The 25,403-nt window shown below is 69.9% G+C and carries 22 protein-coding genes and 2 pseudogenes; 3 read left to right on the top strand and 21 right to left on the bottom strand.

The window, feature by feature from the left end; genetic code table 11:
* Positions 1-13: 13 nt before the first annotated feature.
* From NH287_RS02625 to NH287_RS02535, 19 genes and pseudogenes are all read right to left on the bottom strand, one after another.
* Positions 14-524: pseudogene (locus NH287_RS02625) on the bottom strand (IS5 family transposase); the annotation flags it as partial.
* A complete protein-coding gene (locus NH287_RS02620) occupies positions 514-729 on the bottom strand; it encodes a helix-turn-helix domain-containing protein (protein WP_232711325.1) in 216 nt (71 codons plus the stop codon). The gene NH287_RS02620 and the pseudogene NH287_RS02625, both read right to left, overlap by 11 nt.
* Entirely contained in the window at positions 726-1,460 is a 735-nt protein-coding gene (locus NH287_RS02615) for an AraC family ligand binding domain-containing protein (protein ID WP_253034369.1), read from the bottom strand. Before NH287_RS02615 ends, NH287_RS02620 begins: the two co-directional genes overlap by 4 nt.
* Positions 1,457-2,980: a multicopper oxidase family protein gene (locus tag NH287_RS02610; RefSeq protein WP_253034368.1), complete on the bottom strand. Its 1,524-nt coding sequence runs from the start codon at positions 2,978-2,980 to the stop codon at positions 1,457-1,459. The genes NH287_RS02615 and NH287_RS02610 overlap by 4 nt, the downstream gene beginning before the upstream one ends.
* Positions 2,977-3,996 carry a DMT family transporter gene (locus NH287_RS02605; protein WP_253034367.1) on the bottom strand — a complete coding sequence of 340 codons (1,020 nt, stop codon included), beginning with the start codon at positions 3,994-3,996 and terminating at the stop codon, positions 2,977-2,979. Before NH287_RS02605 ends, NH287_RS02610 begins: the two co-directional genes overlap by 4 nt.
* Complete coding sequence (locus NH287_RS02600; RefSeq protein WP_033107642.1) at positions 3,993-4,277, bottom strand: DUF2933 domain-containing protein; 285 nt, start codon at positions 4,275-4,277, stop codon at positions 3,993-3,995. The genes NH287_RS02605 and NH287_RS02600 overlap by 4 nt, the downstream gene beginning before the upstream one ends.
* Positions 4,267-5,325 (bottom strand): type II glyceraldehyde-3-phosphate dehydrogenase, encoded by a 1,059-nt coding sequence (locus NH287_RS02595; protein ID WP_033107657.1) that lies wholly within the window; start codon positions 5,323-5,325, stop codon positions 4,267-4,269. The genes NH287_RS02600 and NH287_RS02595 overlap by 11 nt, the downstream gene beginning before the upstream one ends.
* Positions 5,326-5,363: 38 nt before the next feature.
* Positions 5,364-7,010, bottom strand: coding sequence for an AarF/ABC1/UbiB kinase family protein (locus NH287_RS02590; protein ID WP_253034366.1), 1,647 nt, complete (start codon positions 7,008-7,010; stop codon positions 5,364-5,366).
* Positions 7,010-10,216 (bottom strand): HAD-IA family hydrolase, encoded by a 3,207-nt coding sequence (locus NH287_RS02585; RefSeq protein WP_253034365.1) that lies wholly within the window; start codon positions 10,214-10,216, stop codon positions 7,010-7,012. The genes NH287_RS02590 and NH287_RS02585 overlap by 1 nt, the downstream gene beginning before the upstream one ends.
* 19 nt (positions 10,217-10,235) lie before the next feature.
* Positions 10,236-12,830, bottom strand: coding sequence for a cation-translocating P-type ATPase (locus tag NH287_RS02580; protein WP_253034364.1), 2,595 nt, complete (start codon positions 12,828-12,830; stop codon positions 10,236-10,238).
* Complete coding sequence (locus NH287_RS02575; protein WP_042378557.1) at positions 12,827-15,280, bottom strand: phosphoketolase; 2,454 nt, start codon at positions 15,278-15,280, stop codon at positions 12,827-12,829. The genes NH287_RS02580 and NH287_RS02575 overlap by 4 nt, the downstream gene beginning before the upstream one ends.
* Before the next feature lie 58 nt (positions 15,281-15,338).
* The gene (locus NH287_RS02570; RefSeq protein WP_253034363.1) at positions 15,339-16,196 is read right to left on the bottom strand and encodes a F510_1955 family glycosylhydrolase; all 858 of its coding nucleotides are present in this window, start codon (positions 16,194-16,196) and stop codon (positions 15,339-15,341) included.
* 208 nt (positions 16,197-16,404) lie between these two features.
* Positions 16,405-17,022, bottom strand: coding sequence for a DUF305 domain-containing protein (locus NH287_RS02565; protein ID WP_253034362.1), 618 nt, complete (start codon positions 17,020-17,022; stop codon positions 16,405-16,407).
* Positions 17,023-17,127: 105 nt separating this feature from the next.
* The gene (locus NH287_RS02560) at positions 17,128-17,619 is read right to left on the bottom strand and encodes a DUF6153 family protein (protein ID WP_253034361.1); all 492 of its coding nucleotides are present in this window, start codon (positions 17,617-17,619) and stop codon (positions 17,128-17,130) included.
* A gap of 154 nt (positions 17,620-17,773) precedes the next feature.
* Positions 17,774-18,355: a hypothetical protein gene (locus NH287_RS02555; RefSeq protein WP_253034360.1), complete on the bottom strand. Its 582-nt coding sequence runs from the start codon at positions 18,353-18,355 to the stop codon at positions 17,774-17,776.
* A gap of 29 nt (positions 18,356-18,384) precedes the next feature.
* Positions 18,385-18,645 carry a YHS domain-containing protein gene (locus NH287_RS02550; RefSeq protein WP_042378564.1) on the bottom strand — a complete coding sequence of 87 codons (261 nt, stop codon included), beginning with the start codon at positions 18,643-18,645 and terminating at the stop codon, positions 18,385-18,387.
* 21 nt (positions 18,646-18,666) lie between these two features.
* Positions 18,667-20,946 (bottom strand): cation-translocating P-type ATPase, encoded by a 2,280-nt coding sequence (locus NH287_RS02545; protein WP_253034359.1) that lies wholly within the window; start codon positions 20,944-20,946, stop codon positions 18,667-18,669.
* Positions 20,943-21,296, bottom strand: a complete 354-nt coding sequence (locus NH287_RS02540; protein ID WP_253034358.1) for a heavy-metal-associated domain-containing protein — start codon at positions 21,294-21,296, stop codon at positions 20,943-20,945. Before NH287_RS02540 ends, NH287_RS02545 begins: the two co-directional genes overlap by 4 nt.
* Before the next feature lie 46 nt (positions 21,297-21,342).
* Complete coding sequence (locus NH287_RS02535; RefSeq protein ID WP_253034357.1) at positions 21,343-21,627, bottom strand: metal-sensitive transcriptional regulator; 285 nt, start codon at positions 21,625-21,627, stop codon at positions 21,343-21,345.
* A gap of 95 nt (positions 21,628-21,722) precedes the next feature.
* On the opposite strand from NH287_RS02535, the gene NH287_RS02530 reads away from it, so the two are divergent.
* The 3 genes and pseudogenes from NH287_RS02530 to NH287_RS02520 all read left to right on the top strand — a co-directional run.
* Positions 21,723-22,244, top strand: a complete 522-nt coding sequence (locus NH287_RS02530) for an ATP-binding protein (RefSeq protein WP_253034356.1) — start codon at positions 21,723-21,725, stop codon at positions 22,242-22,244.
* A 90-nt stretch (positions 22,245-22,334) separates the two neighbouring features.
* The gene (locus NH287_RS02525; protein ID WP_253034355.1) at positions 22,335-23,078 is read left to right on the top strand and encodes a substrate-binding domain-containing protein; all 744 of its coding nucleotides are present in this window, start codon (positions 22,335-22,337) and stop codon (positions 23,076-23,078) included.
* A gap of 481 nt (positions 23,079-23,559) precedes the next feature.
* Positions 23,560-23,753 (top strand): annotated as a pseudogene (locus tag NH287_RS02520) (transposase); the annotation flags it as partial.
* Positions 23,754-23,867: 114 nt separating this feature from the next.
* On the opposite strand, the gene NH287_RS02515 reads toward NH287_RS02520, so the two are convergent.
* Together NH287_RS02515 and NH287_RS02510 are read right to left on the bottom strand one after the other, a co-directional pair.
* The gene (locus NH287_RS02515) at positions 23,868-24,725 is read right to left on the bottom strand and encodes a 3-hydroxyacyl-CoA dehydrogenase (RefSeq protein ID WP_253034354.1); all 858 of its coding nucleotides are present in this window, start codon (positions 24,723-24,725) and stop codon (positions 23,868-23,870) included.
* Complete coding sequence (locus NH287_RS02510) at positions 24,722-25,372, bottom strand: TetR family transcriptional regulator (protein ID WP_253034353.1); 651 nt, start codon at positions 25,370-25,372, stop codon at positions 24,722-24,724. The genes NH287_RS02515 and NH287_RS02510 overlap by 4 nt, the downstream gene beginning before the upstream one ends.
* Positions 25,373-25,403 lie beyond the last annotated feature (31 nt).

Raw genomic sequence — 25,403 nt, 5'->3', positions numbered from 1 at the left:
GTGTTATCCGCACCTAGGGCATGTCTGACAATTGCCGGGTCCAGGCGATGACGGCGTTGAGGATGACAGCGGCCCGGTAGGTGATCGCGAGTTTGTCGTAGCGGGTGGCGAGTCCTCGCCATTGCTTGATGTGGCAGTAGCGGCGCTCGATGACGTTGCGGCCCTTGTAGTCGGCGGCGTCGAGGCCGACGGGGCGTCCGCCGCGTGAGCCGCGGCGCTTGCGGTGGCCTTGCTGGTCGGACGGCTCGGGGATCACGGCCTTGATCCCGCGGGCGCGTAGATGCCCGCGGATCGCGCGGGATGAGTACGCCTTGTCACCCCGGACCGCGTCCGGACGAGTGCGGGGCCGGCCGGACGGGACGGGCGACACGCAGGTGTCCCATCAGCGGCAGGAACATCGGCGAGTCCCCGGCCTGGCCTGCTGTCAGCAGCGCGACCAGCGGGAGCCCGTTGCCGTCGACGAGCTGGTGGATCTTCGTCGACAGGCCGCCTCGGGAGCGGCCGACCGCGTGATCAGGCGGCTCGCGCGTCGTTCCATCCGACTTGCCGGGATGCATCGGCGATCGGCAGGTCGGTTTCCTCGATCAGTCGCGTGAACTCCGTCAGGCGGGTCTCGATGAGGAACCGCATGGGGGCGACACCGACCTGCTGGGTGAAAACGCGTGTGAGATGGGCGCGGGAGACGGCCACCTCCGCGGCGAGCCTGCCGACCGTCCACGGCTCGGTCATGCGCGAGCGCAGCAGGACGACCGAGCGGCGCACGGGACGGGGCGAGCGATTGGCGGCTGCGCGAGCCGGCCGCGCACCGGGAGGACGAACCTCTCGGGCACGGCGCCGTCGTCGGCGAGCAGCGTCGGTAGGGCAATCTCGACGGCGCGGGAGAACAGAGAGATCAGTCGGGTGGTCGCGACCTCCGGTGGCGCGGTCTCGTTCACGAGGCTGATCTGGCGCCACAGCGGTTCGATGCGGTGCAGGATGTCCACGCCAGGCTGCAGCACGAGTGCCGAGCCGTCCCAGGCGTCAGGATGCACGCCCGGACGGACGCGCGTGGTGTCGGCGAGCACCCATCGCATGTGGGAGCGGAGGAAGGACTCGTCGAAGTAGAGCGTCCATAGCCGCACAGTCGGGTCTAAGCGCACTGAGCACCACATGCCGGCCCCGAGAGCCATCGCGTAGCCCGGTGTCAACTCGTGAATGCCTGTGGCTGTCTCAATGTGTGCGGCGCCCTCGAGGACGTGGACGATCTCGGCGTGCCCAAACACGGCGCGGTGGATGCGTTCGGCGCGCACGGTCTCCACCGCCGACGACGGCGGACCGGCCGGCCGGCCAATAACGTAGCCGCGGCCGGTATCGTCACGATCCCGCAGGGGTGGGACCGCATCCCGTCCGATCAATGGCGCCGTCACGCGTTCATCGACACGACCAGTTCCGTGGCCTCCGGAAGGTTGCGCCGTGGTCACGCCCGATAGCCGATGACAGTGGTCATGCCGGTTTCGGCGTGGTAGATGTTGTGGCAGTGGGCGACCCAGAGACCTGGGTTGTCAGCGTCGAAGTCGACGGTGAGGGTCTGCTTGGGCAGGATGATCGACGTGTCTTTCCGCGGGCCGCCACCTTCATGCTGGTAGGTGTGACCATGTAGATGGAATGGGTGCCACATCTCGGTGTCATTAGTGATCGTGAACCGGACTCGTTCGCCTTCGCGGATCTCGTGCGCGCCGTCGAGGGGCTGATTCATATCGAACCGTCGCCCGTCGATGCCCCAGTCGTATTCGGCCATACCTCCGGTGAGAGTGATCGCCACGGTCCGATCAGGCTGCCGTGAGGACAGCGCAACGCTGCTATTTGACGTCAGCAGCTGCGCGGTCCCGATCCGGCTGCTAGTGAGCTCCGGGATGCTCACATCGGCCGTCGGTGCTGCCGCGGCGCTGCCGGTGCGGATGACGGCGAAACCGCGATCGCGTTTGCCCTCGGCCTGAGCGATGAGGGGGAACGCGCCGTCATCCAGGGTAATGATCGCGTCGTAGCGTTCGCCCATGCCGATGAGGATGCTGTCGACTTCGACCGGTTCCACGGGGAATCCGTCGGTATGGGTGATGGTGAGCGTGTGACCGCCGATGGCGAGGCGGAGCGCGGTGTCGCTGCCGACGTTGATGATCCGCAGCCGCACCTTCTCGCCGGCCCGCCCGGTGAACTGGGTCGGGTCGGCGGGGGGCTTCCCGTTGACGAGGTAGAGGGGATAGTAGACGTCGCCGGCGTCGCCGCCGAGCAGGTCGGAGGTGGCGCCCATGAGGGTGTTGCCCATCCGCATGAACATGTCGCCCATCCCGCCCATGTCGCCCATCCCGGCGGACAGCTCGTCAAGGACGTCGTCGGGGGTGGCGGTGACGCCGTCGAGCCAGTCGTCGAGGATGATGACCCACTCGTCCTCGTACCCGCCGGGCTCGGCGGGGTCCTCGACGATCAGCGCCCCGTACAGGCCACGGTCCAGCTGCACCCCGACGTGGGGGTGGAACCAGTAGGTGCCGGGATCGGGCGCGATGAACTCGTAGTCGAAACTGGCCCCGGCCTTGATGGGCTGCTGGGTGACCGGCGGGACGCCGTCCATGTCGTTGCGCAGCGCGAGCCCGTGCCAGTGCACGGAGGTGTCCGCCTCGAGCTGGTTCCGGACGGTGGCCTTCAGAGTGTCTCCGGCGCCGAGACGGATCACGGGCGCCGGAACAGACCCGAACGCCCAGGTCGGCGCGGTCGCCCCGGCTAGGTCCAGCACGGTCGGGGCGGCGGTGAGGGTCGCGGTGGTGACCTTCCCGGTGCCGCCGCGGCGCCGCTCGGCGCCTTGGACCTGGGCGCCGTCGGGCTGCACCCAGTTCGCCGCCGGCGCGCAGGATGCCAGCGCGACCGTCGCGACGGCGCCAATGCTGACGCCGAGGAACCCTCGCCGAGTTAGGAGGAAGCGGGGGCGTGGGGCGGGCGACGGGTTCATCGTTGTTTCCTTTCCGGCCGGGAGCGCGGGCCGTGGTTTTCGTCAGGGAGGCCGTCCGGGTCGGACGTCGCATGATCGGCGGAGGCTGGTGGGGCACGATTGCCGGTTGCCGTGACGGCCGAGGGCTCTGAGCGCCTGGATCCGATGGCGAGCAACGCCATTGCGTTCAGCACGATCACGGTCCCGATCCAGCCCCACAGGCCCGGGTCCTCGCGCAGGATCAGCAGCGACAGCAGGATCCCGAAGACCGGCACGAGCAGCGTCCACGCGGCGAGGAGGTCGAGCCGGGCACGTCCGATCTCGGTGAACCAGGCGACCGTGGTGGCGGCGGTGCCGACCAGTGATAGGAACAGCAGGTTGAGGATGAACCGGATGTTCCAGTCGATCGTGGGCGGCCCTTCTGTGACGGCTGCGGTGCCGGCGAGGATCGCACCTCCGATGAGCAGCTGAGCTGCCGCCACGACTCGGACGTCTGCGTGCACGATCCGGCCGATAAGGGTGCCGGCGGTGATCGCGGCGGCGGAGGTCAGTGAGAGCCACGCTCCGGTGCCGAGCCCGGAGGGAAGGACGATGATGAGTAGGCCGGTGAAGCCCAGGCCGATCGCGGCGATCGCGGCGGGGGTGGGACGCTCGCGGTAGAGCCACCACGCGGGCAGCAGGATCAGGATTGGCTGCGCGTTGGCGAGCACCGAGGCGATCCCGGTCGACAGTCCGGTCGCGGCGACGAACATCGTCGCGAATGCCAGGGCGATGTTCACCAGTCCGAGGCAGCCGATCAGTGCCCATGTCTTCGGGTCGCGGGGAAGAGGTGCCCGCTGGATGCCGGCGACGGTTGCGAGCGCGACCCCGGCGATGAGGGCTCTCAGTGCCGCGAGCCACAGCGGCGGGGCGTCTTGCAGGCCGACGGTGATCGCGACGAAGCACGACCCCCAGGCGAGCGTGACCCACAGCATCCGCAGCGGTCGGGGGTGCCCGTGCCGGCTGGCGTCCGCGAGGGGGCGGACGACGGTGTTCACGACGACTCGCGCGTGTCGGTCCCGCTGTCGCCCCCGTGGCGTCGATGATTCGAGTCGTGGGCGCCGGTGTGGTGGCGGTGGCCGAACAGGTGCATGGCGGCCATGCCGATGATCGCGACGTAGGGCAGCACTGCGACGACGTGGGGAAGGTGGTCGATGAACAGGTAGATCGCGATCCCGAGCACGGAGATCCCGATGATCAGCCACGCCGTCACAGGCATCCGTCGCCGCGGGTCGCCTTCGCCGGGATGGTCGGCGGGCGGTTGGTGGTCACCGGTCATGGTCGGGCTCCTCCGCCGGTGTGAGGAAGTCCTGGCGCATGCCGAGGCTCTCGTCGGTGAGGCGGATCGAGGTCGCGGCGTCGGGGACGGTGCCCGTCAGCGCGCGGATCGCGTCGATCGTCTCGGGCACGACGATGGCCTCGTTGTAGACCTGGTAGGCGAGGTAGGCCTCGCTGCCGTTCACGGTGACCAGGTCCTCCCACACGGCGACCTCCCACATGTCTCCCCGGGGGCGGCCGAGATCGCGCATCAGCTCGACGGTGGAGTTGAGGGCGACCAGGCCATCGGACATCCGGATGAACGCGATGCGGGGCGCGGCGCGCAGGGCGTCCAGCACCTCGTCGCGGGTCGCCTCCCGGGTCAGTTGCAGCGTCCAGTAGTGGCTGTGGGTCTGCGTGTGGGCGCCTTTGGCGGCGATGGTGACGACATCGAGTCCGGGGAGCACGGTCTGTGCGTCGGGGCCCTGATGAGAGGGGATGGTCGGTTCTGGGACCATCGTGTTCATGATCCCGCCGAGGTGCGATTCCCACGGGTCGGTGGCGCGGCGGATGAGCACCCCGCGGGCGCGCAGCAGGAGTCCGGCCGCATCCAGCGCGCCGAGGATCCGCACGATGCTGGTGGTGTTGCAGGAGACCACCCGGGTGCTGTCCCTGCCGATGGCGCTGGCGTAGTTGGCTTGGGCGACGAAGGAGTGGCCGGTGGTGGAGTGGGACTCGCCGCCTTGGAGCACTGCCTTGACGCCGAGGGCGCGGTAGCGCTCCAGGTTTCCCGCTGCCACATGCTTGGGGGTGGTGTCGACGACGACGTCGCACTGCGCGAGAAGGTCGTCGAGCACTCCCTGTGCGGGCACGTCGGCGCCCCGCATGGCCTGCTGCGCCTCGATGGTGGAGGCGAACACGGGCAGGCGGTTCGCTGCGGACTTGATCCGCCAGTCGGTGGCGATGTCCGCGACGCCGACCAGGTCCATGTCCGACTGCAGCAGGACCGCGTCGGCGACGCGCTTGCCGATGACGCCGTAGCCGTTGACGCCGACTCGAATGGTGTTCATGTGCGTGCCTTTCTGATGAGGGATGGGAGCCGCGGCGGTCATCGCCGTCGCCGCGTGGTCCAGAGCAGGTAGCCGCCGAGTGCGGTGACCACGCTCGCGCCGGCGCCGATCATGACGCCTTCCCGCGAGCGCCATCTCGTGTTCCCGCTGACGAGTTCGCCGATGCCGTTGATCAGGGCGGCGGTGATCATGCCGGCGATCAGGCGATTGCCGATCCGTTCAGCCCGTCCCACGAGCGGTTCCAATTCGGCCGCGCGCAGGTGCACCTCGAGGCCGCCGTTCTCCAGCACCCGCCGGAGCTGCTTGAGTGTTCCGGGCAGCTCGAGCAGCAGTGCTCCGGCATCCGCGGATGCCTGTGCCCAGCGTTTCGCCAGGGCGGGGAGGGAGAACTGTCGCTGCACGATCCGCTCCGAGAAGGGGGTGAGCGCCTGCAGCATCTCGAACTCGGGGTCGAGCCGTGCCGCCAGTGCCTCGCCCATCATCAGGACCTTGAACAGCAGAGCGGTCTGCTGCGGCAGCTGGAGGTGGTGGTGTCGCAGCAGGGCGAGCAGCTCTCCGAGCAGGTGGCTGAGGTTGATGTCGGACAGGGGGCGTCCGAGATACCGCGACACGAAGACGTCCAGGGAGCGGCCGAGCTCGCCGCGGTCGGAGGTGTTCTTGGTGATCGAGAGCGCGAGCAGGGCGGTGGCGAGCGCGTTGGAGTCTCCGCGGGTGAAGGCGAGCAGCACGTCGGAGAGCTGCTCGGTGACCTCTTCGTCGAGTTGGCCGACCATGCCGAAGTCGATGAGGGCGATGGATCCGTCGGTTTGGATGAACAGGTTGCCCGGGTGCGGGTCGGCGTGGAAGAAGCGGTTCTCGAACACCATGGTGAGGATGAGGTCTGCGCCTCGCCTGGCCAGCTGGTTCCGGTCGATGCCGGCCGCGTCCAGGGCGGGCAGGTCGTCGACTCGGATGCCGTGCATCCGTTCCAGGGTCAGCACGCGTGACGTGGTCGTCTCCCAGAACACCTGGGGGACGGCGACGTCGGGTGAGTCGGCGAAGTCGGCGGCGAACCGCTCCGCGTTCCGGCCCTCCTGCAGATAGTCGAGCTCGGCGCGCAGCGTGCGGGAGAACTCCTCGACGATGCCCGGCAGGTTGTACTGGCGGGCGGCATCCCACCGCTTGTCGGCGCGCTCGGCGAGGTTCTGCAGGATCTCCAGGTCTTCGTGGATCTGGGCGACCGCGCCGGGTCGGCGGACCTTCACGACGACCTGGGTGCCGTCGTGAAGGGTCGCGGCGTATGCCTGCCCGATCGACGCGGCGGCCAGCGGTTGCGGGTCGAACTGTGCGAAGAGCTGTTCGGGGTCCGCGCCGAGCTCCTCGCGGATCACCGCCTTCATCGGCTCCCAGGCCTCGGACGGCGCGGCGTCCTGAAGCTTGACCAACTCGGCGAGGTAAGCGGCGGGCAGCAGGTCGTTGCGGGTGGACAGCAGCTGGCCGAGTTTGATGAAGGTCGGTCCGAGCTCCTCGAGGGCGAGTCGGAGGTGTTCCGGACTGGTGTAGGGCTCGTCCCGGCGCGCATGCCCGAAAACGCCTTTGTTGAAGGGAATCCACTTCTCCAGTCCGAGCAGCCCGAGGCCGAGCCCGAGTCCGTGGTGCTCGAGGATGGTGGCGATGCGCCGATACCGGCTCCGATGCGTGCTCATCAGTCGAGGCCTCCTTCGCGGTTGGTCGCGTCGCGGGCCGAGGTGCCCGGGCCGATCGCGAACGTCTTGGTCTGTCCGGCCGAGAGCGGCACGGCGACCGCGCCGACGCGCACGTGGATCGCGGGTGCTGAGCCGGCGTGCACGCGAAGCTCCAGGCTGCGGTCACGGAGCATCACGTCGACGAGGTGGCCGCGGTATCGGATCTGGAACCCGACCCGGGTGAGGTTCGGCGGCAGTCGGGGGGCGAAGACGAGCTCGTCGTCACCGAGGGCCATGCCGGCGAAGGAGCGGACGGGCAGGTCGATGGTGCCGGCCATCGCGCCGAGGTGGATCCCTTCGCGGGTGGTGCCGCCCTGGGAGTCGTCGAGATCGGCGATCAGCGCCTCGCGGAACGCGATCCAGGAGCGGGACGGGTCGATGCCGGCTAGGACGGAGGCGTTCACGACTCGGCTGAGCGTCGACCCGTTGGCGGTGCGGGCGAGGTAGTACTCGACCGTGCGGGTCAGGTCCTGCTCGGAGAACGGGTAGCCGAGCGTGGCGAGTTGCGCCCGGAGCCCGTCGTGACCGAGCAGGTAGACCAGCATGACGGCGTCGGGCTGCTTGGCGAGCTTGTACCGGTTGGTGCTGTCGTTCTCGGACTCGAGGATGAGATCGAGCCGGCCGATGTTCCCGTACTCCTCGCGGTAGTGGTCCCAGTCCAGCTCCTGCAGGCTCTCGTAGCCGTCGAACTGGGTGAGGATGCCGTCGCGGTGGAACCCCACCGCCAGTCGTGTGCTGAGCCGGGCCCATCCCGCGATCTCCTCGTCGGTGACGCGGAGCCGGTCGCGGAGGCCCTCGCCGCGGTGCCCGTGGAGCAGGGCGAGTGTCCGGGCCGCTCGCGTGGCGACCCACGAGGCGAGGACGTTGGTGTACGTGTTGTCGCGCAGGCCGCTGCCGGGAGCGTCCGGGGCGCCGTCGTGGAACTCGTCGGGTCCCATCACCCCGGCGATGTGGAAGCGGTCGGTGGCAGTGTCGTGCTCGGCGAGCGAGGCGAACAGGCGGGTGACCTCGATGATGAGCTCGCCGCCGCGTTCGGCGAGCCAGTCGAGGTCGCCGGTGGCCTGGTAGTGCTGCCAGGCGTTGTAGGCGATGGCGAGGCCGACGTGGCGTTGACGGTGGGAGTTGTCCGGCATCCACCGACCGGAGCGCGGGTTGTAGAGCGCCTCGGGCGTCTCCTCACGACCGTCGCTGCCGCTCTGCCAGGGGAAGAGGGCTCCGCGGAGTCCGGCGGCGGTCGCCGCGGCGCGGGCGGCGTCCAGTCGCCGCCAGCGGTAGTCGATCAGCGCCCGGCTGATCTCGGGCGTGCGCAGAGCGATCACGGGCAGGACGAACACCTCGTCCCAGAAGACGTGCCCCCGATACCCCTCGCCGTGCAGGCCGCGGGCGGGCACCCCGGCGTCGAGCTCGACGGTGTGCGGCGAGAGGGTCTGGAGCAGGTGGAAGACGTGCAGGTTCAGGATGAGTCGGCTGTGCGTGTCGGCGTCCAGGGTGACCGCGAAGCGTTCCCAGAGTCGCCGCCACGCACCCGCGTGGCGTTCCCGCAGCGCCTCGACGTCGCCACCGCGTTCGGTGAGCAGGGTCAGGGCGGCACCACCCGGCTCGCTGATGGCCCGATCGTGGGAGGTGTAGATCGCGGCCGTCTTGGTGAGGGTGACCGGTCGACCCTGCTCCAGAGGGATGCGCAGCTCCCGGGTGGGCTGCGATGGCGTGTCGATGCGGTGATCGGTCGCGCTGTCGGTTCCGGTGAGGGTCGTGCGGACGGCGGTGGCGATGTGGACCCGGCTCTGTCGGGTCCGCACCTCGCAGAGGGTGGTGTCGCCGACGTGGCGGAACGTCGGCTGCGTGAGGTGGGTGGCGTCCGATCCGAGGTACGCGGCCACGTTGCTGTTGCGCACGCCGGCGTCGATCCCGGCGCGAAGGGTGACCGTGCCGCTCCAGTCGGGGGCGGTGAGCGTGGTTTCCAGCACGGCAAGGTGAGGTTCGTCCAGGGAGGTGAACGTCGTCTGCACGAAGTCGAGTCGATCCCCGTTCGGAGCGGTGAGGACCGCGCGGCGGACGACCAGGCCGCGGCGCAGGTCGAGCTCGCGTCGTTCGCTGTGCGTCACGACCTGGCCGGTGGACAGCCACGGCCCGTCTCCGATGCGGAGGTCCACCGGAAGCCAGTTGGGCGTGTTGACGAGATGCTCCTCCTCGAGCTCGCGCCCGTGGATGGTGCTCGCCAGTCGGTTGTACACGCCGGCGAGGTAGGTGCCGGGATAGTGGATGCCGTCGTCGTGGTGCTCGGGCCGGGCGCCACGGGTGGCCAGGTAGCCGTTCCCCAGCGCGGTGAGCGCCTCCCGGTGCCCTTCGTGCGCGGGGTCGAAGCCGTCGTAGACCAGCTGCCACGGATCCGTGGTGGAGACGCCCAGGTCGAGCTCGGCGACATCGGCCAGGACGAGGTCGGCGCCCGCGGCCTCGAGCTGCTCCCGCGCTCCGGCGCGGTCGATGCCGACGACGAAGCCGAAGCCTCCGCGCCTCGCGGCCGCTACGCCGGCGACCGAGTCCTCGACGACCGCGGTGCGGGCCGCGGCGACACCCAGTCGCCGGGCCGCCTCGACGAACATGGCGGGATCCGGCTTGCCTTTCAGGTGATGCGTGAGCGCGATCCGGCCGTCCACCACGGTGTCGAAGCAGCCGGCCAGTCCTGCGGCGGCGAGCATCTGCTGCGCGTTCCGGCTCGCGGTGACCAGCCCGACCGGCACGGCCGCGTCCCGCAGGCGATGCAGCAGCGCCGCGGTGCCCGGATAGACGCGCAGCCCACGGGTGCCCAGCTCCGCCAGGAACAGCTCGTTCTTGCGCGCCGCGAGCCCCGCGATCGTCCACGCCGTTGGTGGGTCGTCGGGATCTCCGGCGTCCAGGGCGATCCCACGGGTCGTCAGGTACGCCGATACGCCGTCCTCGCGGGTTCGCCCGTCCACATAGCGGCGGTAGTCGGCGGCCGGGTCGAAGGTCGTCTCGGGGTCGTCCACCTGCACACGCGGGTCTCGCAGCACCTCGTCGAACAGCTGCTTCCACGCGGCGGCATGGATCGCGGCGGTGTTCGTGACCACGCCGTCCATGTCGAACAGCACCGCGTCGTAGACGGCATCGAGGTGGTGAGTCCCGTGCTCTGCCGACCGCGGAGTCATCGCGGCGCCTCGCGTCCGGTCATGAGGCGCCGCCGGGCGTCGACGCCGGGGCGAGGCTTCTCGCCTCTGCCGGGGCCGCGGGGGCCTGCTGGGCGGGCAGCCGGAGCCGCTTGAGCAGGAGCGCGTTGACGGCGACGATCACGCTGGAGCCGGACATGCTGATGGCGGCGATCTCGGGGGTGAGCATGATCCCGAACGCGGGGTAGAACACGCCGGCGGCGATGGGGAGGGCGGCGGCGTTGTAGCCGATGGCCCAGCCGAGGTTCTGCCGCATCTTCCGCAGCGTGCCCTTCCCGATCTTCAGCGCGATCGCGACATCGAGCGGGTCGGAGCGCATCAGGACGACGTCTGCGGTCTCGATGGCGACGTCGGTGCCGGCGCCGATCGCGATGCCGAGGTCCGCCTGGGCGAGGGCGGGGGCGTCGTTGACGCCGTCGCCGACCATCGCGACCTTCTTGCCGGATGCCTGGAGCTCGGCGATCTTGGCGGACTTGTCCTCGGGGAGCACGTCGGCGATCACGGTGTCGATGCCCAGCAGCGAGGCGATGCGCTCGGCGGTGGGCTTGTTGTCGCCGGTGAGCATCGCCACCTCGATGCCCTGCTCGTGGAGTGCGTCGATCGCGGCTTTCGCGGTGTCGCGGGGGGCGTCGGCGAGGGCGATCACGCCGGCGATCTGCCCGTCGACGGCGAACATGATCGCGGTGCGGCCGCCGTCTGCGAGGGCCTGCTGCTGCGAGACGACCGGGCCGGTGTCGATGCCCTGCGCTGCCATCAGCCGGGCGTTGCCGAGCACCACCTGCCTTCCGTCGACGGTGGCGATCGCGCCCTGCCCGGTGACGTTGCGGAACGCGGACGCGGTGCGACGCGGGATGTTCCGGCTCTCGGCGTATGTGACGATCGCCTTGGCCAGCGGGTGCTCCGACTCCCGCTCGAGCGCGGCGGCGAGGGCGAGTAGCTCGAGGTCGTCCATGCCGATGGGGATGTAGTCGGTGACCTCGGGCTCGCCCTTGGTGAGAGTGCCGGTCTTGTCCAGCACGACGGTGTCGATGTGCGCGGCGGTCTCGATGCCGGTGGCGTTCTTGAACAGGACACCACGCTTGGCGCCCAGGCCGGTGCCGACCATGATCGCGGTCGGGGTGGCGAGCCCGAGGGCGTCGGGGCAGGTGATGACGACGACGGTGATCGCGAACAGGATCGCCATCGGCACATCCGCCCCGGCGAGGAACCACACCAGGAAGGTCAGAGTGCCTCCGACGAGGGCGAGCAGGACGAGCCAGAACGCGGCCCGGTCGGCGAGACGCTGCCCAGGGGCCTTGGAGTTCTGCGCCTCCTGCACCAGCTTCACGATCTGCGCCAGCGCCGTGTCGGCGCCAACCTTCGTGGCGCGCACCCGGAGGGTGCCGACGGTATTCACGGTCGCGCCGATCACCTCCGAGCCGGGCGCCTTCTCGACCGGCATGGACTCGCCAGTGACCATCGACTCGTCGATCTCGGACTCGCCGTCCTCGACGACGCCGTCGGTGGGGACCTTCGCGCCGGGGCGGATGAGCATGAGGTCCCCGGGGACGACCTCGGAGGTGGGGATTTCGACCTCCTCGCCGTCGCGGAGGACGACCGCGCGGGCGGGAGCGAGCTCCAGCAGCCGTCGGATGGCGTCGTTCGCGCCGCCCCTGGCGCGCATCTCGACCCAGTGGCCGAGGAGCACGAAGGTGGCCAGCACGGTCGCCGCCTCGTAGAAGACCTCGCCGCCGCCGGTGAGGGTGATGATCAGGCTGTAGATCCAGCCGGCGCCGACGCCGACCGCGACCAGCACCATCATGTCGAGGGTGCGGGCCCGCAGGGCTCGGTAGGCGCCGTCGAAGAAGATCCAGGCCGAGTAGAAGATCACCGGCAGCGACACGATCAGCATGAACACGTCGTCGCGCAGCCCGAACGGGGCCGGCACCTCGAAGCCGAGCACCTCCCGGCCGATCGGGGACCACAAGGTGATCGGGATCGACAGGATCAACGCGACCAGGAACCGGTTGCGCATGTCCCGGATCATCGCGTCCATCGACATGCCGCCGTGATGCCCGCCGTGGCCCATCACATCCTGCGCGCTGCGGCCGGCCGGCTGAGCCCCGTGATCGTGCCCACCCTCGGTGGCCGGAGCGTGACCGGCATGCTCACCGGCGTCCACTGCGGAGTGGTCAGCGTGGTCCGCTGCCGGGTGCGGGTGCTCGTGCCCCGCCGGTATGTCATGACCGGTGGAGACCGCGCGTCCCTCGTGCTCGGCGTGCTCCTGATAGCCGTCGTGCGCGTCATGCTCGGCGTGGGCATCGTGCTCGGCGTGGTCGTGGTGGTCGGCGTGCTCGTGGGGTTCGTGGGCGGGGTCGCAGATGTGGTCCGGGACGGACTGCCCGGCGCAGTGGTAGCCGCATTCGATCACCCACTGCTGCAGGTGCGCGACCGAGGTGGTCTGCGGGTCGTAGGTGACGGTCGCGGTCTGGGAGACCGGGTTCGCGTCGACGGACAGGACGCCCGGCTGGCGGGCGAGGTGGGCTTCGGTGACGTTCTTGGAGGTCGCGCGGATCATGCCGCTGACCTGCAGGGTCACGGTCTTGGTGTCGGTCATCGGATTTCCTTCGCGGTGGAGGGGCGGTTCGGGTCGGTGTCGGGGTGGGGCCAGCGCCAGTCGGCGACGGCGGGGATGTCGGTGCCGTGCTCGCGGGTGTGGGCGCGGGCGCGCAGGCGGGCGTCGACGAGTTCCTGCCGCAGCTGCGCGTGGGTCGCGGCAAGGCCCGGGACGTGGTCGAGGACGTCGATCGCGAGCCGGTATCGGTCGAGGTCGTTGAGCATGACCATGTCGAACGGGGTCGTGGTGGTGCCCTTCTCCACGAAGCCGTGGACGTGCAGGTTCTGGTGCCCGGCGCGCTTGTAGGTGAGACGGTGGATCAGCCACGGGTAGCCGTGGTAGGCGAAGATCACCGGCTTGTCGGGGGTGAAGATCGCGTCGAACTCCCGGTCCGGCAGGCCGTGCGGGTGCTGGTCCTCGGATTGCAGACGGGTCAGGTCGACCACGTTCACGACCCGCACGGACAGGTCAGGGATGTGCTCGCGCAGCAACGCGGCCGCGGCGAGCACCTCGAGGGTGGGCACGTCGCCGGCGGCGGCGAGCACCACGTCCGGCTCGGCGCCCTCGGTCTCGGTGCCGGCCCAGGGCAGGATGCCCAGGCCCCGGGTGCAGTGCTCGATCGCCTCGTCCATGGTGAGCCACTGCGGGGCGGGCTGCTTTCCGGCGACGACGACGTTGATGTAGCCGGTGGAGCGCAGGCAGTGGTCGTAGGTGGACAGCAGCGTGTTCGCGTCGAACGGGAGGTAGACGCGGACGATGTCGGGGCTCTTGTTCAGGGCGAGGTCGATGAACCCGGGGTCCTGGTGGCTGAACCCGTTGTGGTCCTGCCGCCAGACGTGGCTGGAGAGCAGGTAGTTGAAGCTCGGCACCGGTTCCCGCCAGGGCACCTCGCTGGCGGCTTCGAGCCATTTGGCGTGCTGGTTGAACATCGAGTCGACGATGTGCGTGAACGCCTCGTAGCAGTTGAACAGGCCGTGCCGGCCGGTGAGGACGTACCCTTCGAGCCAGCCCTGGCACTGGTGCTCGCTGAGCACCTCCATCACCCGCCCGGTCGGCGCCAGATGCTCGTCCACCGGCAGCACGGTCGCGTTCCACTGCTTGCCGGTGGCCTCGAACACGGGCGGGGCGAGCCGGTTGGAGGCGGTCTCGTCGGGGCCGAAGATGCGGAAGTTGTCCGGGTTGTGCCGGATCACGTCGGCGAGCCATTCGCCGAGCATCCGGGTCGCCTCCGCCGTTCCCGTGCCTCGCGCCTCGGGGTCGACCGGGTGGGCGTGGTCGCGGAAGTCGCCCAGGCGCAGCGGGACGGTCAGCTGCCCGCCGTTCGCGACCGGGTTAGCGCTCATCCGCCGCGCTCCGGCCGGGGCGGCGGCGACCGTGGCGGGGAACGGGGCGCCGTCGGCGTCGAAGAGCTCGTCGGGCCGGTAGGAGGCCAGCCAGTCCTGGAGGAGCTGCAGGTGCTCGGGGGTGTCGCGGACCTCGGCGAGCGGCACCTGGTGGGACCGCCAGGTGCCCTCCACGGGGAGCCCGTCGATCACCGGCGGGCAGGTCCAGCCTTTCGGGCTGCGCAGCACGATCGCTGGCCACGCCGGCCGGCCTTCCAGCGTGCCGGCCGCCGCGGCGGTCTTGATGTCCGCGATCCGGTCCAGCACCTCGTCCAGCACGCCGGCGAACCGGGCGTGGGACTCCCGCGGGTCCTCGCCGTCGAAGCCGACGGTGACCACGAACGGCTCGTGGCCGTAGCCGCGCAGCAGCGCGACCAGCTCGTCCTCGGGGATGCGGGACAGCACCGTCGGGTTGGCGATCTTGTACCCGTTCAGGTGCAGGATCGGTAGCACCACCCCGTCCGCGGCTGGGTTGAGGAACTTGTTGCCGTGCCACGCGGTCGCCAGCGGCCCGGTCTCGGCCTCCCCGTCGCCGATCACGCACGCGACCAGCAGGTCCGGGTTGTCGAACGCGGCGCCGTAGGCGTGGACGAGGGAATAGCCGAGCTCGCCGCCCTCGTTGATCGACCCGGGCGTGTCCGGGGACGCGTGCGAGGGGATGCCGCCGGGGAAGGAGAACTGCCGGAACAGCGCCTTGAGCCCCTCCTCGGTGCGGTCGATCCGCGGGTACAGCTCCGTGTAGGTGCCGTCCAGGTAGGCGTTGGCGACCATGCCCGGCCCGCCGTGCCCCGGCCCGGTCACGTACAGGGTGTTCAGATCCCGGTCGGTGATCGCCCGGTTGAGGTGGGCGTACAGGAAGTTCAGGCCCGGGGTGGTGCCCCAGTGCCCCAGTAGTCGAGGCTTGATGTGCTCCGCGGTGAGCGGGTCGCGCAGCAGCGGGTTGTCGAGCAGGTAGATCTGCCCGATGCTCAGGTAGTTCGCCGCCCGCCACCACGCATCCACCTCCTCCAGTCGTTCCGGGGTGACGGCGGTGGTGCGGTATGCCCAGCGGGCCGGTGCGGTGCTCATGGTCGGTCTCCTCGAGGTTCGCGGCCGAGACCGCCGAATGTGGTCATGACGATAGTGGTCATTGTGCGGTCCCCGCCGGGAGGACGACGGTGGTCTCGGTGCCGTGGATCCAGACGATGCCGCGGTCGTCGACGAGCACGACCGCCCCATCTGCGTTCCCGAGCGCCTGGACGGTGCCCGTGGCGGCACCGACGCTGTCCCAGGATCCGGTGCCGGTGAGTCGCCAGAGGGTGCCGTCGGTGTCGACGCCGACCAGCCCGCCCGTGGAGTCCGCCTCCACCAGGTAGAGCGGCGGCGCATCCGCGACGAGGTCGAAGGTGGCGCCCGCATCCCGGCTCTCCTGCAGGCCCTGCCGCGTCGCGGCGTAGAGGGTGCCGTCGGTGGTGACGGTCAGGTCGGCGGCGGGGAGCTCGGCGCCGTCGATCCAGGTGGTCCCGCCGTCGGTACTGGTGCGGATGGTGATCGAGCTGGACCCGATCCCGTGGATCGCACCGTCTCCGGCGGTGAGGACGTGGAAGTCCTCCTGCCCGGTGAACGCGACCGGCTCCCAGGTGGTCCCGGCGTCGGTGCTTCGGATGAGTCCCAGGTTGTGCTCGCCGAGCTCCGCCGGGGTGTTCGGTCCCGGGTGCCCGGAGGCGTAGAGGACGTCGCCGTCGGCGGTCAGGCCCATCGCGTCGAAGTCCGCGCCTCCCAGGGGGCCGGAGAGGTCGCCGGTGTCGGTGAGGGTGTAGAGGCCTGCGTGGGCGCCCAGCAGCACGGTGCTCCCGCCGAGGTCGACGATGCCGTGCACATGACCGAGACCGGTATCCGGGGCGGGTGCCGAGGTGGCGGTCGGCGTGGAGGTGCAGCCGGTCAGCAGCAGGCCCGCAGCAGCGGCGACGGCAGCGGCCGTGATCGTGGTGGCGTTGCTGCTCATGCGATCGCCTGGATGAAGAGAATGGTCGCCGCGGACAGGATGATCAGGGCGAGGATGATGCCCACGAAGCACGCGGCCAGAGTCCGGGAAGTCATGACGGGCCTTTCGACGGGTCGACGCTGTCGGTCAGGACGGATGCGCCGGGCGGATCGCCGGGCCTCGGGCGGGGCCAGGTCAGGGGTGGTCGGCCCCGCCCGAGGGGTTCGGGTCAGAGGGTGGCGAGGATGTCCTGCATGGTGGTGATCTCGGCGGTCTGTCCGTCGATGATCTGCTGGGCGAGCGCGGCCACGTCCGGGTTCTCCCCGTTGTCCAGCACCATCTGGGCCATCGTGACGGCGCCCTGGTGGTGGCCGATCATGCCCTCGAGGAACAGCCGGGTCGCCTCGACCCCGGTGGCGGCGTCCAGGGCGGCCATGTCGTCGTCGGACATCATCCCGTCGCCGTGGTCCATGCCGCCCATGTCGGACATGGAGTCGTCGTAGGGGATTCCCCAGTCCTCGAGCCAGCCCTTCATGGTCTGGATCTCGGGGCCTTGGGCGGCTTTGATCTGCTCGGCGAGGGTCACGACCCGCTCGTCGATGCCGTCCTCGGCCAGAATCTGATCGGCCATCTCGATGGCCTGTTCGTGGTGCGGGATCATCATCGTGACGAACATCTCGTCAGCGGAGTTGAACGATGCCTGCCCGGAGGGGGCGGGGGTGCTGCTGGTCATGCCGCCGGGGCCGTGGTCCATCCCGGGCATGGATCCGTCGGTGGGGGCGCAGCCGACGAGCACGAGCGCAGCGGCGAGCGCGCCGGTGCTCAGCGCGAGAATGCGGATGCGCACGGGTGGGTGTCCTTGTCTAGTCGGTCGAATGGTGAGTCGATTCCCGTGCCGTATGCGGGCACGGCGCAGCATCTCCCGGCACAGCGGTGACGGGAGGGCGGGGGATCAGGTTCGACTGATCGACAGGACGATGAGGGAAGGTGGTCGGGGGTGCGGTAACGCGGTGAGCACATTCCGCCCGTGCAGGCGCAGCAGGCCGAGGGCGGTGCGCAGGCGGGCCAGCAGCGCCGGGGCGAGCAGCACGATGGTGGCGGCCAACAGCGCCAGCACGCACGCCATCATCAGCATCGAATGGTCCGGCATTCCGCCCGAGCCGTCGCAGTCGCCCTCACAGTGCCCGCCCGAAGCCTCGGGGCCTGTCCCGATGGTGTCCTCGAGCATGCTCCCGGTCGCGACGGTGCCGCCCAGGTCAGAGGCAGGCGCGGCATGGGCGGCTTCGGAGGCCGCTGCGGGGGTGTCGGCGTGCCCGCTGGTGAGCGTGCCGGTGGGGGTGTGCATGGCCAGCAGGCCGGCGATCAGCAGGAGCGCGGTCGCGAAGGTCAGCAGCAGCCGGTGCAGCCCGGATGGGGCGTGCACCAGGGTTCGGATGTGGTTCACCGCCGACCTCCTTCCCGCGTCCAGCGTACCCTGGTGTGCCTGGATCCCCACCGGCGCCGATCGGGCGCACGGCGGTCCTGCCCAGGCTGGTCGCCCGACCGATGCCTGGCCAGGGGCGATGGTCCCGGATGGGGACCGGTGCGCGGCAGCCGGCTCATCGGCGGCCCGTTCCGGCGCGGTGGGCCTTCTCCATCAGAGCCAGCAGCCCGAGGGTGTCGTCCTTGATCTGGGTGCGACCGACGACGGCCCAGTTGCGGGCGAGGTGATCGCGGAGGTAGTCGAGGATGTGCTCGAGGGGGACGGTGTGCCAGGAGCGGGACAGATTGGGGCGGGCGGTGTTGCCGAACGCGACCGTGCGGATCAGGTGGCCCTCCGGGGCGAGGACCTGCCCGGCCGTCAGCAGCTCCTGGACGAGCGTGGGCGCGTCGGCGGGGGTGCAGCAGCCGAACCGGGCGAACGCGGCCTCCAGCACCGCGGGGTCGCGCATCGCGGGGTTCAGCTTCGGGGCGCCCTCCTTGACCTCGCCGACGATCATGTCCGGCGCCCCGGGGCGGGCGCCGAGGGCCGGGTCGGGGTCGTCGCCGCGGATGTGGTGCAGTCGGATCGCGAGGATGTCCAGGTCGGTGACGGTGCGCGGCCCGTCCGGACCGGTCGCGTCCAGCACCGGGTACTCGGCGACGGTGAAGTACCCGTTCACCCGCAGGTAGGCCTGCACCAGCCCGACCGCTGTATCCATCCCGCGCCCCCTTTCCCTGCCGTCGTGGGTCAGGCGGCGTTGGCGTAGCGGGCGGGGTCGGCGTCAAACAGCGGCCCGCACTCGGGGCAGCAGAACCAGTACCGGGTGCCTTCGTAGTCGCGGAACAGGCCGCGCTTCTCGGCCCATGCCGGGTCGACCTGGTTGCCGGGCATGACCGGGCAGGTGACGAGGTTGGTCGCTCCGGCCGGGGGCTCGTGGTGATGATGCTCGTGGGACCCGTGATCGTGCGCGGCGGCGTCGTGGCCGGTGTGGTCGCGGTCGTGCGTCATGGCGGTCTCCTTGCGTGGGTGTCAGGCGTGGACGGGGGTGGTGTCGCGGCGGGGCGTCGGGACGGTGGGCGTCGGGGCGGGCAGGTGGCGGAAGCGGCGCAGTCGGAGGCTGTTGGTGACCACGAACACGCTGCTGAACGCCATCGCGGCGGCGGCGAGGATGGGGTTGAGCAGGGCGAGCATCGCGACCGGGATCGCGGCGACGTTGTACGCGAACGCCCAGAACAGGTTGCCCTTGATGGTGCCCAGGGTGCGGCGGGCGAGCCGGATCGCGTCCGGGACCAGGAGCAGGTCGCCAGAGACGATGGTCAGGTCCGCGGCGGTGATGGCCGCGTCGGTGCCGGTGCCCATCGCGATGCCGAGGTCCGCTTGGGCGAGGGCGGCGGCGTCGTTCACGCCGTCGCCCACCATCGCGACCACCCGGCCGGATGCCTGCAGCTCCCGGATTGTGTCGAGCTTGCCCTGCGGGGTGACTCCGGCGCGGACGTCGTCGATGCCGGCGTCGTCGGCGATGGTGCGGGCGGCGCCGGGGTTGTCGCCGGTGAGCAGGATCGGGGTCAGCCCGAGCTGCCGCAGCCGGGCGATCGCCTCACTGCTGGTGGGCTTGATGGTGTCGGCGACGCTGATCGCGCCGCGCGCCTGCCCGTCCCACGCCACCACGGTCACGGTCGCGCCCGCGGCCTCGTCGGCCGCGATCGTCCCGGCGAGATCGTCGGGGATCGCGATCGCCCATTGCCCGGTGATCCAGGTGGCGCGGCCGGCGGCGACCATGCGGCCGTCGACGATGCCCTGCACGCCCTGCCCTGACTCGGCGGCGAACGACTCCACCGCATCCACCGGGCCATCCGCGGCGGCGGTGATCGCGCGGCCGATGGGGTGCTCAGAGCCGTGCTCGAGCGCCGCGGCGACCCGGATCAGCTCGGCTCGGTCGGCGCCGGGTGCGGGGTGGACGCCGGTGACGGTCATGGTGCCGGCCGTGATGGTGCCGGTCTTGTCGAGGACGACGGTGTCGATGCGGCGGGTCTGCTCCAGCACCTGGGGTCCGCGGATGAGGATGCCCAGCTGGGCGCCGCGGCCGGTGCCGACCAGCAGAGCGGTCGGCGTCGCCAGCCCCAGCGCGCACGGGCAGGCGATGATCAGGGTGGTCACCGCGGCGGTGAAGGCGACCTCCAAGGGCGCCCCCGCGATCAGCCACCCGGCGAACGCGGCCAGGGCGAGGACAATGACGATGGGGACGAAGACGGCCGACACCCGGTCGGCGAGGCGCTGCACCTGGGCCTTGCCGGTCTGCGCCTCCTCGACCAGCCGCGCCATCCGGGCCAGCTCGGTGTCGGCGCCGACGCGGGTGATCTGCACGAGCAGGCGCCCGCCGGTGTTCACAGTCGCGCCGATCACGCGGGAGCCGGGGGCGACTTCGACCGGCACGGACTCGCCGGTCAGCATCGACTCGTCCACCGCGGACATTCCCTCGGTGACGAGGCCGTCGGCGGGGATCTTCTCACCCGGCCGCACCACCACGACATCACCCGGAACGAGCTGTGCGACGGGGACGCGCTGCTCAGTGCCTTCGCGGAGGATCACTGCGTCCTTGGCGCCGAGCTCCAGCAGGGCGCGCAGGGCCTCGCCGGACTGCCGCTTGGCACGAACCTCGAGGTAGCGGCCGAGGAGGATGAACACGGTCACCAGCGCGGCGACCTCCAGGTACACCTCATGACCGCCGGACTGCGGGGTGCCGAAGAAGGTGACGCTCATCCGCATTCCCGGCATCCCGGCGCCGCCGAAGAACAGCGCGTACAGCGACCAGCCGAACGCGGCCAGCACCCCGACGCTGATCAGGGTGTCCATCGTCGCCGCCCCGTGCCGGGCGTTGATCGCCGCGGCGCGGTGGAACGGCCACGCCCCCCACACCACCACCGGCGCGGCCAGGGTGAGCGTGAGCCACTGCCAGTAGGTGAACTGCAGGGCGGGGATCATCGACAGCACCGCGACCGGCACCGCCAGCACCGCCGAGACGATCAGCCGCTGCCGCAGCGACGCCAGCTCATCGTCCCGCGGGATGGTCTGCTCAGCCGTGTCGGGCACAGGCGGGGCTGGGAGGCTCGCTCCGTACCCCGCCTGCTCGACCGCCGCGATCAGCTCCTCCACCGGCACCGGGGCCTCCGAGTGCACGCGGGCCTTCTCGGTGGCGAAGTTGACCGTCGCCTCCACCCCGGGCAGCTTGTTCAGCTTCCGCTCGACCCGCGTCGCGCACGACGCGCAGGTCATCCCGGTGATGTCGAGATCGACGTCCAGCGTGCTCATGATGCTGCGGCGAGGCTGTACCCGGCCTCCTCGACCGCCTCCCGCACTCGCTCCGCGTCCACCGGGGCGGTGCTGGACACGGTCACCGTGGACACGCCGCCGGCGTGCAGGTCGACCTCGACGCCGGAGACCCCGTCGATCGCGGAGACCTCCTCGGTGACACTGCGCACGCAGTGCGAGCACGTCATCCCCTCCACCAGGAATTGCGCCGACACCTCGCCCGATGCCGGTTGCGCCGTCGCGGAGGCGGTGGTGCTGGCCGTGGCGGCGTGGGAGGTGGGGGCGCAACAGGCGCAGCCACCGCCGTTCGTCGCCTGCAGGCCGAGGTCCTGGAATCCTTGTCCGGTCATGTTGTGCTCCTTTCGTGAGCGTGTCGATGCGTGTGGTGTGAACGTTCTAGGAGCGGACCAGCCGCGCGATCGCGGCGTTCGCCTCGCGGAGCTTCTCCTCCGCGACCGAGCCGCCCTGCGCGGTCGCCTGCGCGACGCAATGCCCGAGATGGTCCTCCAGCAGCGTCAGCGCGACCGACTCCAGCGCCTTCGTCGCCGCCGAGACCTGGGTCAGGATGTCGATGCAGTACGCGTCCTCGTCGACCATCCGCGCGATCCCGCGCACCTGCCCCTCCGCCCGACGCAACCGCGCCAGCAGCGCCTGCTTGTCATCCACGTATCCGTGTGCCATCTCAGCCACCTCCGACGTCGATCGTATACCCTCTAGCGGTATAAGGTACTTCGTGAAGAGGATATTCCCGGAGCGGGCAGAGCGAAAGGGCGAACGTGACCAACTGGTACGTCATCACCGGCGGGCCCAGCTCGGGCAAGACCACCACCGTGAACCTGCTGCGGGACCGCGGCTACACCACCACCATCGAGCATGCCCGGCACTATCTCGACCTGCAGCGCATCGCCGGCCGCACCGTCGAGGAGGTCCGGGCGAAGCAGCGGCAGTTCCAGCGCGGCGTCCTGGACATGCAGCTCGCGGAGGAAGCTGCCCTCGACCCGGACGCCACCGTGTTCCTCGACCGGGCCGTCCCCGACTCCCTCGCCTACTACCGCTTCCTCGATCTCGAGCCCGACCCCGCTCTGCTCACCGCGCTCGAGCACGTCGACTACCGCAAGACGTTCATCCTCGACCTGCTGCCCCTGGCCGCGGACTACGCCCGCACCGAGGACACCGCCGCCCAGCAGCGCATCCACGAACTGCTGACCCAGGTGTACGAAGCGCTGCCCTTCGCGGTCGTGCGGGTTCCGGTCCTCAGCGCCGAGGAGCGGGTGCAGTTCATCCTGGACCAGCTCTGACCGCTCTCGCCCGATCGGGGTGTCCTGTGCAACGCTTGGCGCCCAGGGCACATCTCACCGGCACAGGTCCAGGCGAGAACGGACTACAGCATGCGCTCTCACCTCGACGAGGCGTCTCTCGCGCTGGATGAGGCCGGCTACTCGCTCGTCACCACGACGCCGCACCCGGGCGGGCAGGCCCGGCCGCTGTGGGAGACCCTCCGTCCGGACGTCGTGATGGGCATGGCGCCATTCACTCGAGAACAGCTCGCCGAGATCCGTGGCAGCGGTGTGCAGCAGATCATTCCGCCAGTACCCGCAGGCGAGGATGGCGCCGTCGGGGATCTCGGATCCGCGGACGGGCCACGCCTGCAGGTCAACCACCTCCTCGAGCGAGGGTGTCGACAGCTCGCCTTCGCAGCGTCCCCTGATCCCCGCGTCGCGGACCTCGTCGCACAGCGGCGCGAACTCGCGCGGAAGATACTGTCGAACCAGACCGGCTCCGGGTTCGTTGCTGATGCCACCTTCAGCGAGATGAACGCGCTGGAACTGCTGCGCGAATGGATAGACCAAGGCGTCGACGGCGTGGTGGCCTACAACGACGACATTGCTGCACTCCTCCTGGGCGCCGCGCTCCGGTCAGACATCGCCGTTCCCGAACAGCTGGCGATCGTCGTCCACGACGACACCCCGCTCGCGCGTCTCCTCGTCCCCGCACTATCGACAGTGCGCGTCGACAATGCGGGCCTCGGCCGATTCCTCGCCGAACTTGCTCTGAGCGCCGCGACCGGATCCGCTCCGCCGCACGCCGGCCCAGAGACCGACGCGCACCTCGTCGTACGCGAGACCACCTAGAGATACTCAAGAGGGATAGCAGGACTATCGGCCTCGCCCCCGCGCGGCGTTCGACTGTGCATCCCGTTCCGGGTACTGCCCGGCAGCGGTGCCTCGTCGTGAACCTGGATCCCTAGACGCGCAGTGCCGGCAAGTGGGGGCCGTGGGTGCGGGCCGAAGCGGCCGTAGCGGATACTACGTTGCTCTCACGAGGTCTCGAGCCAACCTCCGCGCCTCGTGCAGAGTCCAGGTGGCGTCCTCACGCGACACTCGTTCGAACCACCCGTGCGCCGCATCGTTGCGATGGGTCAGGATTCTCTCGATCGTGCGAAGTTACCCCACCGCGATGAGGTAATAGTGCCTCGTGGCGTGGCGTGGCGTGGCGTGGCGTGGCGTGGCGTGGCGTGGCGTGGCGTGCCCGGCTCGTCGTTCGCGACGTAGGCGCGGTCACCGTGTGATCCTTCGAGAAGTCTCCTACCTCCACTCGAAAGGCATCATCACGATGACCGCTCCTCATATTGTCGACCCTGCGAGCGTGCTCGCTGAAGCCTTGACCGACGCGTCGCCTGATCTGATGCGCTCCCTGTTGCAGACGATGATCAACGCGTTGCTGTCCGCGGATGCGGACGCGGTCGTCGGTGCGGAATGGGGCAAACCCTCACCCGACCGGCTCGCGCAGTGCACGGGTACCGCCACGGAGGTGACGACATCGACCGGAGTCTGACCCGGTGTGCCGGACACCAAGGGTGAGGTGATGGGTCGGGCTCCGACGTCCTCTCGTGGAGTGCTCGTTCTGCTGCGGCTGGGGGGTCAGTTGTAGGTATAGAAGCCCTCGCCGGTGGCGACGCCGAGCTTGCCGTGGTCGATGTACTCGCTCTTGAGCCAGGCCGCGAGCGTCTGATCCTTCTCTCCGCCGTGGGCGAGGATGTTGTACGGCGTAGTCAGGCCGATGATGTCGGTGATCTGGAAGGGGCCCATCGGCGCTCCCGTGCCGATCCGCCACACGTTGTCGATGTCCTTTGGTTCGGCGTATCCGCCCGCGGCGAGTGTGAACCCGGCGTTGAGGAACGGCACCAGCAGCGAGTTGAGCACATAGCCGGACTTCTCCTTGTGCACGGGAATCGGAACCATGCCGATGTCGCCTGCGAAGGCCACGACCTCGTCGAAGACGGCCGGATCGGTGTCGGCGGTGCCCATCACCTCGGCGGTATTGAACTTCCAGATCCGGTTCGCGAAGTGCAGCGCGAGGAACTTGGCGGGGCGTCCGGTGGAGTCTTTGAGGTCGCTGGGCAGGAGTGTCGACGAGTTGGTCGCGAAGATGGTCTTCTCAGGTGCGAGCTCGCCGAGCTTGCGGTAGGTGTCCTGCTTGATGGACAGCACCTCGGGGATCGCCTCGATGACCAGATCCGCGTCCGCGACCGCCTCGGCGAGGTCGGAGGAGAAGCGGACGCGGCTCAGCGCCTCGTCGGCCTTTCCCTCGGACGCTCCTGCGACTCCGTCCTCCTTGTAGGCGGTGACGAGAGCATCGAAACGCGCCTTGGCTGCCGCGATCACGTCGTCGCTGATGTCATACGCGACGACCTGGAAGCCGCTGAAGGCGGTCTGAAATGCGATCTGGCTACCGAGGACCCCTGTCCCCAGGACGGTCACATGTGTGATGTTGCTCATTGTTCTGTCTCCTTCATTTCTTCTCGCGCGGCCGATTGGGCCGCCGGGGTGTGTTGCAGCGCGCCGGTCACGATGTGGGTGACCTGACGTCTGAGGTCGTCGATCGCGTCAGCCTCGGGGATGCCGGAAGCCGTCATCCGGGCGATCGCGAGGTGAGTGACGGCGAACAGCGCCGACCCTGCGACCCGTGCCTCCCCGTCGCTGAGGGTCGGCGCGGCACGGCGCAACGTGTCAGACAGCGATGCCTCGAGCGCGAGGATCAAAGCCATGCCCTCGGCCCGGAACTTCGCCTCATGAGGGCCGAACAGCAGCTCGCGCTGGTACGCAGCACTGTTCTCCGGCTCTCGGGCAGCGGCGGCGACGAGCGGGCGCAGGCGAGTGAATACCGCATCGGCAGGATCCGCCATCAACGCCGCACGCGCGGCGCCGTCAGCTATCGACGACCGGAGTGCCTCGTTGTAGACCATGAGCAGCAACTCACTCTTCGTCGCGGCGTAGCGGAAGAGTGTGCCCGCCGCGACTCCGGCCGCCGCGGACACCTCCTGCGTCGTCACCGCGGAGAATCCCCGCGCGCGCAAGAAATCAGACGCGACGCCAAAGATCCGCTCCCGCTTGAGTCGCATGTTCTGCTCGCGGCGGGGTTCCATCTCCCCGACGCCCGAAGCTCGTCCAAGCTCT

The organism is Microbacterium sp. CnD16-F, from assembly GCF_024124465.1.
GTDB lineage: Bacteria > Actinomycetota > Actinomycetes > Actinomycetales > Microbacteriaceae > Microbacterium > Microbacterium gawkjiense.
Note: the sequence above shows the minus strand (reverse complement) of the source record. Positions and strands in the feature narration are given on the sequence as shown.

What these genes read in the sequence shown, in the direction of transcription:
- NH287_RS02620 (WP_232711325.1), bottom strand. Translation starts at nt 729, where the DNA reads ATGACCGAGCCGTGGACGGTCGGCAGGCTCGCCGCGGAGGTGGCCGTC.
- NH287_RS02545 (WP_253034359.1), bottom strand. Translation starts at nt 20,946, where the DNA reads ATGAGCACGCTGGACGTCGATCTCGACATCACCGGGATGACCTGCGCG.
- NH287_RS02570 (WP_253034363.1), bottom strand. Translation starts at nt 16,196, where the DNA reads ATGAGCAGCAACGCCACCACGATCACGGCCGCTGCCGTCGCCGCTGCT.
- NH287_RS02535 (WP_253034357.1), bottom strand. Translation starts at nt 21,627, where the DNA reads ATGGCACACGGATACGTGGATGACAAGCAGGCGCTGCTGGCGCGGTTG.
- NH287_RS02550 (WP_042378564.1), bottom strand. Translation starts at nt 18,645, where the DNA reads ATGACGCACGACCGCGACCACACCGGCCACGACGCCGCCGCGCACGAT.
- NH287_RS02575 (WP_042378557.1), bottom strand. Translation starts at nt 15,280, where the DNA reads ATGAGCACCGCACCGGCCCGCTGGGCATACCGCACCACCGCCGTCACC.
- NH287_RS02510 (WP_253034353.1), bottom strand. Translation starts at nt 25,372, where the DNA reads ATGGAACCCCGCCGCGAGCAGAACATGCGACTCAAGCGGGAGCGGATC.
- NH287_RS02590 (WP_253034366.1), bottom strand. Translation starts at nt 7,010, where the DNA reads ATGAGCACGCATCGGAGCCGGTATCGGCGCATCGCCACCATCCTCGAG.
- NH287_RS02555 (WP_253034360.1), bottom strand. Translation starts at nt 18,355, where the DNA reads ATGGATACAGCGGTCGGGCTGGTGCAGGCCTACCTGCGGGTGAACGGG.
- NH287_RS02540 (WP_253034358.1), bottom strand. Translation starts at nt 21,296, where the DNA reads ATGACCGGACAAGGATTCCAGGACCTCGGCCTGCAGGCGACGAACGGC.
- NH287_RS02600 (WP_033107642.1), bottom strand. Translation starts at nt 4,277, where the DNA reads ATGACCGGTGACCACCAACCGCCCGCCGACCATCCCGGCGAAGGCGAC.
- NH287_RS02595 (WP_033107657.1), bottom strand. Translation starts at nt 5,325, where the DNA reads ATGAACACCATTCGAGTCGGCGTCAACGGCTACGGCGTCATCGGCAAG.
- NH287_RS02585 (WP_253034365.1), bottom strand. Translation starts at nt 10,216, where the DNA reads ATGACTCCGCGGTCGGCAGAGCACGGGACTCACCACCTCGATGCCGTC.
- NH287_RS02525 (WP_253034355.1), top strand. Translation starts at nt 22,335, where the DNA reads ATGCGCTCTCACCTCGACGAGGCGTCTCTCGCGCTGGATGAGGCCGGC.
- NH287_RS02610 (WP_253034368.1), bottom strand. Translation starts at nt 2,980, where the DNA reads ATGAACCCGTCGCCCGCCCCACGCCCCCGCTTCCTCCTAACTCGGCGA.
- NH287_RS02580 (WP_253034364.1), bottom strand. Translation starts at nt 12,830, where the DNA reads ATGACCGACACCAAGACCGTGACCCTGCAGGTCAGCGGCATGATCCGC.
- NH287_RS02515 (WP_253034354.1), bottom strand. Translation starts at nt 24,725, where the DNA reads ATGAGCAACATCACACATGTGACCGTCCTGGGGACAGGGGTCCTCGGT.